We start from the raw sequence: 8,862 nt of genomic DNA on the forward strand, positions 1-8,862 counted from the left end.
AGCTGCTCCCCACATAGATGGCGCACCTATAATTTGTCCTTTACTCTTCCTGGAAGATTTTTTAAACAGATCCTTGTACTTCGGTAAATCTTTGACAGATTTCAAATCCGGTGCCATGGGCTCAATACCACGTTCCTCATCGCCTTCAATAACATAAGTGGGGACAAAATAACCACGTTTCGTATCGCCAAAATTAACGCCTAATTGTTTAATTTCTCCACTATCGAGCGCCTCTTCGTAAGCATCGCCCATCTTATCTCCCCATATTTCCATCGTTACATCAATATCACCATTTTGCAGCCCCTGTAAGCCAATTGACATCGATGCGGTAGTCACTTCCGTTTTATACCCATAGCCTTCTTCCAATACTGTGGCTGCTACTTGATTATGGAAGCGAATACTGTTCCAGCCCAAGTCAGAAAATACAATTTTTTCTTTCGTCTCTTTGTTATCATCATTTTCACTGGTAGCCTCTGTTGCTGAATCACAGGCTGCTAATAATAAAACCGCGAAAACAGATACGAACAACAACGTTGGTCGAAGCGTTTTGATTAATTTTAACATTAAAAGACATCATCCTTTGCATGACTAATTTTGAAAAATATTATCTCATTGAAGAAAAATTGTCTTCTTTTTTTAAAGGTACCTATCAACGGAAGACAGGCCAAGCTCTTGTATTTTATTTATACCTGCACACGCTGAACTTTTTTCAATACTGTACTTTCATCTGCCAAAGCTTCCGGATCTATGGCTTTTTGCTGCTGAATCATTCGTCTCACGGGCAAGGCATTTTTTGGCTGGTTGGAGATGAACGCAGCCTTGACGATATCTTGATCATCCAGATAGAAAATCGTAAACGCATCCGATTCAACCGATCCCCGTAAAACAGTTTTGGACCATTCCTTTGCATGCCCGAAATATTGGAATCGGTTGTTATATTGATCCGACCAAAAGTACGGTGTATACGTATAAGGGGCCGATTGCGGATGCACCATGTTTTTTGCAACTGTTTTGGCATGGTTGACGGCATGATCCCAATGTTCGACATGAATGGGCACCCCGTTGTATGGCCATGACGTACAGTCCCCCGCCGCATAAATGTCAGGGGCTGATGTCTCACCGTATTCACTCACGGCATAGCCCCAGTCAGCCTGTAATTGCGGGTGTGACAACTCCGTATTTGGTGTCACTCCGACACCTATCATGACCGCTTGGCATGGAATCCGCCGGCCCGATGCTGTCACCGCTTCTTCGACGTTTGTTTCACCGTTAAACTGCGTGACCGAATCCTCTGTAATCACATCGACGCCGTTACGTCGATGCAAATCCAGAAAATACTCTGATACTTGCCTGCCGACGATCGTTTCCATCGGGTAAGAAGACCTTTCCACAATTGTAACGTTAATTCCCAACTGATTCAGAGAAGCTGCCAGCTCGGCTCCGATAAAACCTGCCCCGATAATAACGGCCTCTTTCACCTGTTGCATATGTTGATTAATGGCTATGGCATCAGCCATCCTTCGTAAGTAAAAAATGCCTTGAAGGTTATCGCCCGCGATTGAAAGTGTGCGTAACTGTGATCCGGTCGCGAGCAGAAGTTTCTCCCATTCATAGGAATGACCATCATTTGTATCGATCGTCTTACGAACGGAATCTATGTCTGTTACTTCAACACCAAGCTTCAAGTCTATGTCCAATCTTTCATAGGTCGCGGGATCCCGTAATAATATGCTTGCTTCATCCGTTTCCCCGGTCACCCATTCCTTAGACAAAGGCGGGCGATCATAAGGCATCCGACTGTCGCTGTCCAGCAGCACAATCCGGTCTTGATCACCTTCTTTCCGCAAGCTCTCGGCGGCATGAACACCCGCGACTCCAGCTCCTATAATAACCGTTGTCCCTGCATCAGACACCTTACTCTCCCCCTTCATAGCTAATCCATACCGCCCCGTCAGCCTCGATAGCCTCATAGACTCGCAGCGGGGTTTCTGCCGGTCCTTCCAGCACGGAACCGTCACGAATATCGAAACAGGCGAAATGCAGCGGACACGTCAGACACGTGCCATCCAACTCACCGTCAGCCAACTCGGCATACGCATGCGTACATATCCCTTCAACAGCATAAACCTTTCCTTCCCCGCGGCCGACAACAATCGTCTCCGTCCCTACTTCACATTCGATGAGGTCATCTTCTTCAAGCTCTGAACTTGAACAGGCATAAATATAAGAATCGGGTTTCGATCCTTCTGTATGTTGCATTGCTATCACCCTCATGTTTCATTCTTTCTTTCACTTGTCCTTGTTTATTAATAAACGATGGCCTAAACACTAAAACCAGTTTGCCGGTTCAGGCTTCAGATTTTGAAAAATATGCTTGGTTTCCTGATATTCTTCCAGCCCCGTTTTGCCCAGTTCACGGCCGATTCCGGACTGTTTATAGCCGCCCCACGGTGCTTGCGGGAAGTACAGATTCACGTCGTTGATCCAGACAGTGCCCATCCGCATTTTCCGAACACAGCGCTCGGCTTTGGCGATGTCATTGGTGAAAACACCGCCGGAAAGCCCGTAAATGGAGTCGTTGGCGAGGCGGACTGCTTCTTCTTCGGTCGAGAATTTTTCCACGGTAATCACCGGGCCGAAGCCTTCGTCCTGCACAACGCTCATGTCAGTCGTGCAATCGGTCAATACAGTCGGCAGGTAGAAAAAGCCGTTTTGCAGTTCCGGTTCATCCGGACGGCTGCCGCCGACAGCAACCGTTGCGCCTTCCTGTTTGCCGTTTTCGACATAATGGACCACTTTATTCAAGTGTTCTTTGGAAATGAGCGGTCCCATTTGCGTTGAATCGTCAAAACCGCTGCCAAGCTTGATTTGCTTTACCCGCCCGACCAATGCCTCAACGAATTCATCATGAATGCTTTCTTCCACGATCAGCCTGGTTCCTGCTGAACAGATTTGTCCGGCATGGAAGAATACCGCGTTCATCGCCTGATCGACAGCTGTTTCAAAATCAGCATCGGCGAAGACAACATTCGGGTTTTTCCCGCCCAGCTCAAGTGCCAGATTTTTCACGTTAGAGCTCGCAGCCCGCATAATCCGTTTGCCGGTTTCAATCCCGCCTGTAAATGAGATCAGATCGACATCATCATTTTCGGAAAGTTCCGCACCAACCGAGTTGCCAGGTCCGAGCACCAGATTGATAACGCCTGCTGGAACACCGGCTTCTTCCATCAATTCAAACACTTTAATAGAAGTGAGCGGTGTGATTTCACTTGGCTTCATGACAAGCGTGTTTCCAGCGGCCAGTGCCGGTGCCAATTTCCATGACGCCTGCAGCAGCGGGTAGTTCCACGGCGTGATCTGCCCGCAGACACCAACTGGTTCATGCACCACCTTGCTGGTTGAATTCGGAATAGGGGATTCGATAATCTCACCACCGTCTTTGTCAGCCATCTCAGCGAAATAGCGGAAAACGCCTGCAATATCATCCATATCACCAAGACTTTCCTCCACTGTTTTACCGGTGTCGAGCGACTCGAGCTCAGCTAATTCTTCACGATCACGCTCAATTAAGCCGGCAATTTTATGGACAATTTTGCCGCGCTCAGCAGCAGGAATCGCAGCCCACTCCTTGTTGTCAAAAGCCTCCCTGGCGGCTGAAATCGCAAGTTTCGCATCTTGCTTATCGCCTTCTGCTGCCGTCGCAATGACAGCTTGATTGTAAGGGTTTATAATCTCTCGTGTTTCACCGGAACGAGCTTCAACCCATTCCCCGTTAATGAACATTTTTTTCATACGTTCACCTCATGTATGCTCAGCAGATTCACTTATAGACAACCACATGGTCATCCTCAATCGTAACGTTGAAACTGCGTAATTTTTTTTGCGGTTCAGCCAGCATGCAACCATCATTTTTAATGTCATATTCCATCCCATGCCATGGACAACGGAGGATTTCGCTGTCTTTAATATATTCATATTTTCCGTGAATATCCGTCCGTTTGGTATCCCCGCATAAAGCACCTTCTGAAAGTGGCGCACCCTGGTGCAGACATTTATTGGCATATGCATAAAATTCACCGTCTTTTGTGCGACAAACAACAACCGGAATTTTCCCTAATGACGCACTTCGCATCTTGCCGGGCTGAATATCTTCTTTTTTACACACAATTTCCCTCATTCTTTCACGCTCCCCGTCAATTGCGGCAATTTAGGGTAGGAAGCCCTCGCATTTTCTGAATAAATTTTTTCCTCCAGCGTTGCATCAAGTTTAGGAAGCGCCTCTAGTGGCGAATCATAATCCCAATGCGGATAATCCGTTGCAAAACAGACCATATCCTCCGACCCCATTTGATCGATATACTGCATAAATTCCTTTTCGCTCATTTCTTCAACGGGCTGTGTTGTAAAACGGACATGCTCCTGAATGATGCGACTAGGCATCCGTTTTACCCAAGGAATCTCGTGACGAAGCTGCTTATATTGCTGATCCATCTTTTTCATTAGATGTGGGACATGCGTGAATCCGCCCTCAATCATGACAAGGTGCAAACCAGGGAATTTATCAAACACTCCGTTAAACACCATGTTGGAGACTTCAATCATATGCGCCGTTGGCAACATGGTATGCCACTCGATGAAATAACGCGGCCATCCCCCGAAATGGGTAGGTGGCTCATTATGATGCATACCAATTGATAAATTGTGACGCTCAGCTGCTTCATAAATCGGATGATAATACGGATCTCCCCACGATCTCGTATCAATCGGCAGCAATATTTGCACCATTTTAGGGTGCGGGCCGACCCGTTCTATCTCACGAACAGCCTGTTGCGGATCCTGCGCAGCAATGTGAACGGAGCCATATAAACGGTCATCCTTTTCCAGCCAATTTTCAATTTGCCAATCATTATATGCGGTTGCTAAAGCAGCGGCCATTTCATACCAGCCGTGCATTGATGACGGAGATGGGTCTAAAGCTCCGGTTAAAATACCGGATTCATGTCCCTCCGCATCAAGTAATTGTTCTTGCATAAAGCCAAGATCCGTTCCTGCAGCCCCACCGTCCGGGGTGACAGCATCTGCCCGATCAACACCGGCCACAGTCGGCTGTGTGTAGGGCATATGTTTCTCCTGCATCCAGTGGTTATCTTCTATATACCGTTTCCATGGATTATCTAAGTAAGGGATAAGCTCCGAATAAGTCACCCGTTCATGGATATCCGTGTCAATGATTGGACGTTGTTTCCGTCCTTTTCTAGCAGATTTTTGCGGCATTCAAAATGACTCCTTTTTTGTTCTTATAGACGAAATAAATGAATTGTTATATCCATGCGCATGAATTAACTACAGTCTACACAAGGCCACTGAGAACTGACAAATCCGATTTCATGAACTGAGTGACCTCAGTGAAGCTCAGTGAGCGTCAGTAAACTTCAGTGAGCCGATATCTCCAAAATTGCCCGGAAAAGAAAAAACTATCATCTGAAATCTGGATCTATTTACTTTCATTTTCCATATGATAAGCTAATAATTACTGTGCAAAATGGAGTGCACCGAAATAAGGGGGATTCCACTTGAACATAGAAACCTTTAAAATGTTTTGCTTAGTAGTTGATATGGGCAGTGTCAGTCAAGCAGCCAATTTATCGTTCGTCTCACAGCCGGCTGTTACGAAGCAAATTCAGCATTTGGAAAACACATATGGCGCTTTGTTATTTGAGCGAAAAGATGGCAGGTTGTCACTTACTAAAAACGGGGAAATTCTTTATCCTTACGCAAGATCAATTGTCGATGAATACAACAGATCGCAGGAGTCTATTCAAGAAAGACTTGACGATGCCAATACAAGACTGACAGTAGGAGCTAGTTATACGATTGGAGAATACTTGCTGCCAAGCCTAATGGGAAAATTTAAAAAGAAACATCCCAAGCTTAAATTATCCTTAAGCATTAACAACACCCCTAAAATATTAGATGAATTAGCCAATGATGTTCTAGATCTCGCATTGGTTGAGGGCGTTATTCAGGACGAAGATTTATTGGCAGAAAGTTTTGCAGATGATGAATTAGTGTTAATTCATCCACCTGATCACCCCTGGAATAACCGCGAGGAAATTACCATTGAAGAAATTACTCACGAAAGAATGCTCTGGAGAGAGACAACTTCCGGTACAAGATTAATTATCGAAAAGATTCTAAAGGACCATAACGTGCTTGATAAAATTGACAACGACATGGTACTGGGTACAACACAGGCAATTAAAAGCGCTGTTGCGGCCGGCCTTGGGGTAAGTATTGTTTCAAGATTAACGGTAGCTCAAGAACTTAAGCAAGGAACGCTCAAAGAGATTTCTATACGCAACACAGACTTGAAACGCGATTTATGGCTAGTTCGTAAAAACCAGAAATTCAACAAGAGTAATGTGGTTTCATTTGTGGACTTTATCCGTCATTAGATATTCCTATTCGTTATAGCCTATAATTTTATTAAAATATACGCTCCCCAGATGTTTTGTTAAAGTAAAATAACAATAACGAAAACATGGAGAGAGATAAATGACCATAACGACATCAGTTGCTCTGCTTATTACAGGTATTTTGGCGGGATCTTATGGAACAGTTGTTGGAGCGGGCGGCGGTTTTATATTCGTCCCCGCCCTTTTATTATTTTTTAACATGAAACCTGCACTTGCTGCAGGATCAGGATTAGTCATTGTACTTATTAATGCATTATCAGGCGTAACAGGGTATGCCAAACAAAACAGAATCGATTATAAATCAGGAATACAAATAGGAATGGGCGCTATCCCCGGTTCTTTCATAGGTGTGTGGCTGCTCAAATTTCAATCATCCGAATCCACAGCCTTCTTTTGGATTTTTGCAACTACCCTTGTATCATTAGGAATATTTTTGTTTATAAAGAATTTCACATCTGAAAACAACCGTGACATTGCTGCAGATCATGAACGGAATGTTGCATATTCCAGTTTAAGCAGCAAATGGTTTTTACCAATTGGCGTTTTTTCAGGAATCCTTTCAAGCTACTTAGGAATTGGCGGGGGATGGCTGCTTGTGCCTATTTTAATATATCTATTCCGTTTTCCGACGCATATCGCTACTGCAACATCGATTTTTTCACTATGTCTTTATACATCAACAGGTGTTTTATTACAAATCCTTTATGGCCATGTGCATTGGCTAACTGTATTATGGGGAGGTTTGGGCATTATAATAGGCGCTTATTTAGGCGTACATATATCCAAAAAAATCTCAAGTAAAGTTATCATCCAAATGCTTTCCATTTTATTAATTATTATGGGCGTCCGTTTGTATTTTGGTTAAGCTTGAAACCTGATTAGACAAAATTCGGGTGGTGACAAGCACCTACACCAGACAACATTTCTTATATTTTTTCCCGCTCCCGCATGGACATGGATCATTCCTGCCGACCTTTTTGTTCACAGCCGTTTTCCCGTCTTGTTTTGCTGCGGCGGTGGTTTCCTGGCTCATTCCCGACTTGGACTCCACATGAAACGGATCATCAGGCAGCGGTCTCAGCATTGGCCGTTCTGTTCTGATCAATTCATCCGGTGTAAATCCGTTATTTTCCCATAACCGGACGTTATTAGATAAATCCATAACAAGCTCCATCACTTTTTGTACTTGGTTCTCACTTTCAAATACAATGCCCTGCCATTCAAATGAACGGAAGACTTCATCTAATGAAAAACCAAACTGACACTCACCATGAATATCTTCACACAGCTCCTCCGCTTTGGACGCATCCCCATTGAAAAAATGCTGTTGCACATATTTTTTCAATGCATTATATGCCTTCGTCCGTTCAAAATACAAATCATCTTTGTATTTCATTAGCTCTTTTTGACCCGGAATGTAGAATGGCTTACCCTGGCGTTTGGCCAATTCCTGTTCGAATTCATCAAATACCATTATAGTTTCATGTACAAAATAGTCTCCATGTAAATAAACAAAGCTTTTTTCAAGTTCATTCTCATTATTTTTTGCCCTATCATCCACATCCGCTGCCCCAGCGTTTTCATCATTTTGCATATTGTATATCTCAACAACTTTACCCTTGTGGACCAGTCCATATAAATGTGTAAGGGCAATGATATAATCAATCAGCAAACCCATAAAAAACCCACCTCTTTCTTTTGTTTCATGTTTCTATCATATTAACATGTTCGAAGGGATATATGAATGAAGTTAAGCAATGATAAACACCGTGTAAAAGATTCAGCAAAGAACAAATGACCGGCACTCCTCCCCCTTAATACCAGCCTTGCATGTTCAGTCGGTTGAATGTGTTAGGGATCCACCGCTCGTTCTGTTTGAGAACCCCCTCAAATGTGAGCCTATTTTTCGCCATCCTTATTCCCTCATAATATCAGCTTCAAAGAAAAATAGACTCCTCTTCATAACTATAATCGAAACATTTAAGGAATCGGGGGCGTGAGAATGAAAAATATTTTTTATTTTTTCGGATGCAAGATGCCACTTTTACCGAGTCCGTTTCGATTATAGGAGTGAAGGAGACGATTTATAGCCGGGCTTAAACGGTACTATAAAAACCCTGATGAAATAAAACCACAAATAAAAAATAGCATACCAAACATGATGTAAATTGGTATGCTAAATATAATTTTATTTTCTCCGCTGTAAGTGAATTACTTAGATTAGATTCCATCCCTTTTCGTCTCAAAAACAATTGTTTGGTTCTTGCCTGCAATGGTTCCAAGCGCAGCAATGCATAAGGACACGATCATTAAAATGATTAGCGGAACAGTCCAGCTGTGAGTCCATTCGGCTACAGATCCAAGGAGAAAAGGCCCAAGCGCTGCA

The 8,862-nt window shown here is 43.8% G+C and carries 9 protein-coding genes; 2 read left to right on the forward strand and 7 right to left on the reverse strand.

The window, feature by feature from the left end; all coding sequences use genetic code 11:
• The 6 genes from VK097_RS03705 to VK097_RS03730 all read right to left on the reverse strand — a co-directional run.
• A partial coding sequence (locus VK097_RS03705; RefSeq protein ID WP_324210456.1) for a glycine betaine ABC transporter substrate-binding protein occupies positions 1-564 on the reverse strand: 564 nt, incomplete at its 3' end.
• 119 nt (positions 565-683) lie between these two features.
• Positions 684-1,913 carry an NAD(P)/FAD-dependent oxidoreductase gene (locus VK097_RS03710; protein ID WP_324210457.1) on the reverse strand — a complete coding sequence of 410 codons (1,230 nt, stop codon included), beginning with the start codon at positions 1,911-1,913 and terminating at the stop codon, positions 684-686.
• 1 nt (position 1,914) lies between these two features.
• Positions 1,915-2,259, reverse strand: coding sequence for a Rieske (2Fe-2S) protein (locus tag VK097_RS03715; protein WP_324210458.1), 345 nt, complete (start codon positions 2,257-2,259; stop codon positions 1,915-1,917).
• 69 nt (positions 2,260-2,328) lie between these two features.
• On the reverse strand, positions 2,329-3,792 hold the full coding sequence (betB, locus tag VK097_RS03720; protein WP_324210459.1) for a betaine-aldehyde dehydrogenase: 1,464 nt from the start codon (positions 3,790-3,792) through the stop codon (positions 2,329-2,331).
• Between the two features lie 28 nt (positions 3,793-3,820).
• Entirely contained in the window at positions 3,821-4,177 is a 357-nt protein-coding gene (locus VK097_RS03725; protein ID WP_324210460.1) for a Rieske (2Fe-2S) protein, read from the reverse strand.
• Positions 4,174-5,274 carry an amidohydrolase family protein gene (locus VK097_RS03730; RefSeq protein ID WP_324210461.1) on the reverse strand — a complete coding sequence of 367 codons (1,101 nt, stop codon included), beginning with the start codon at positions 5,272-5,274 and terminating at the stop codon, positions 4,174-4,176. Before VK097_RS03730 ends, VK097_RS03725 begins: the two co-directional genes overlap by 4 nt.
• Before the next feature lie 299 nt (positions 5,275-5,573).
• On the opposite strand from VK097_RS03730, the gene VK097_RS03735 reads away from it, so the two are divergent.
• Complete coding sequence (locus tag VK097_RS03735; protein WP_324210462.1) at positions 5,574-6,455, forward strand: LysR family transcriptional regulator; 882 nt, start codon at positions 5,574-5,576, stop codon at positions 6,453-6,455.
• 100 nt (positions 6,456-6,555) lie between these two features.
• Positions 6,556-7,341 carry a sulfite exporter TauE/SafE family protein gene (locus VK097_RS03740; protein WP_324210463.1) on the forward strand — a complete coding sequence of 262 codons (786 nt, stop codon included), beginning with the start codon at positions 6,556-6,558 and terminating at the stop codon, positions 7,339-7,341.
• Positions 7,342-7,383: 42 nt separating this feature from the next.
• On the opposite strand, the gene VK097_RS03745 is transcribed toward VK097_RS03740, so the two are convergent.
• The gene (locus tag VK097_RS03745; RefSeq protein WP_324210464.1) at positions 7,384-8,154 is read right to left on the reverse strand and encodes a YecA family protein; all 771 of its coding nucleotides are present in this window, start codon (positions 8,152-8,154) and stop codon (positions 7,384-7,386) included.
• Positions 8,155-8,862 lie beyond the last annotated feature (708 nt).

This window comes from Lentibacillus sp., assembly GCF_035301675.1.
Lineage (GTDB): Bacteria > Bacillota > Bacilli > Bacillales > Amphibacillaceae > Lentibacillus.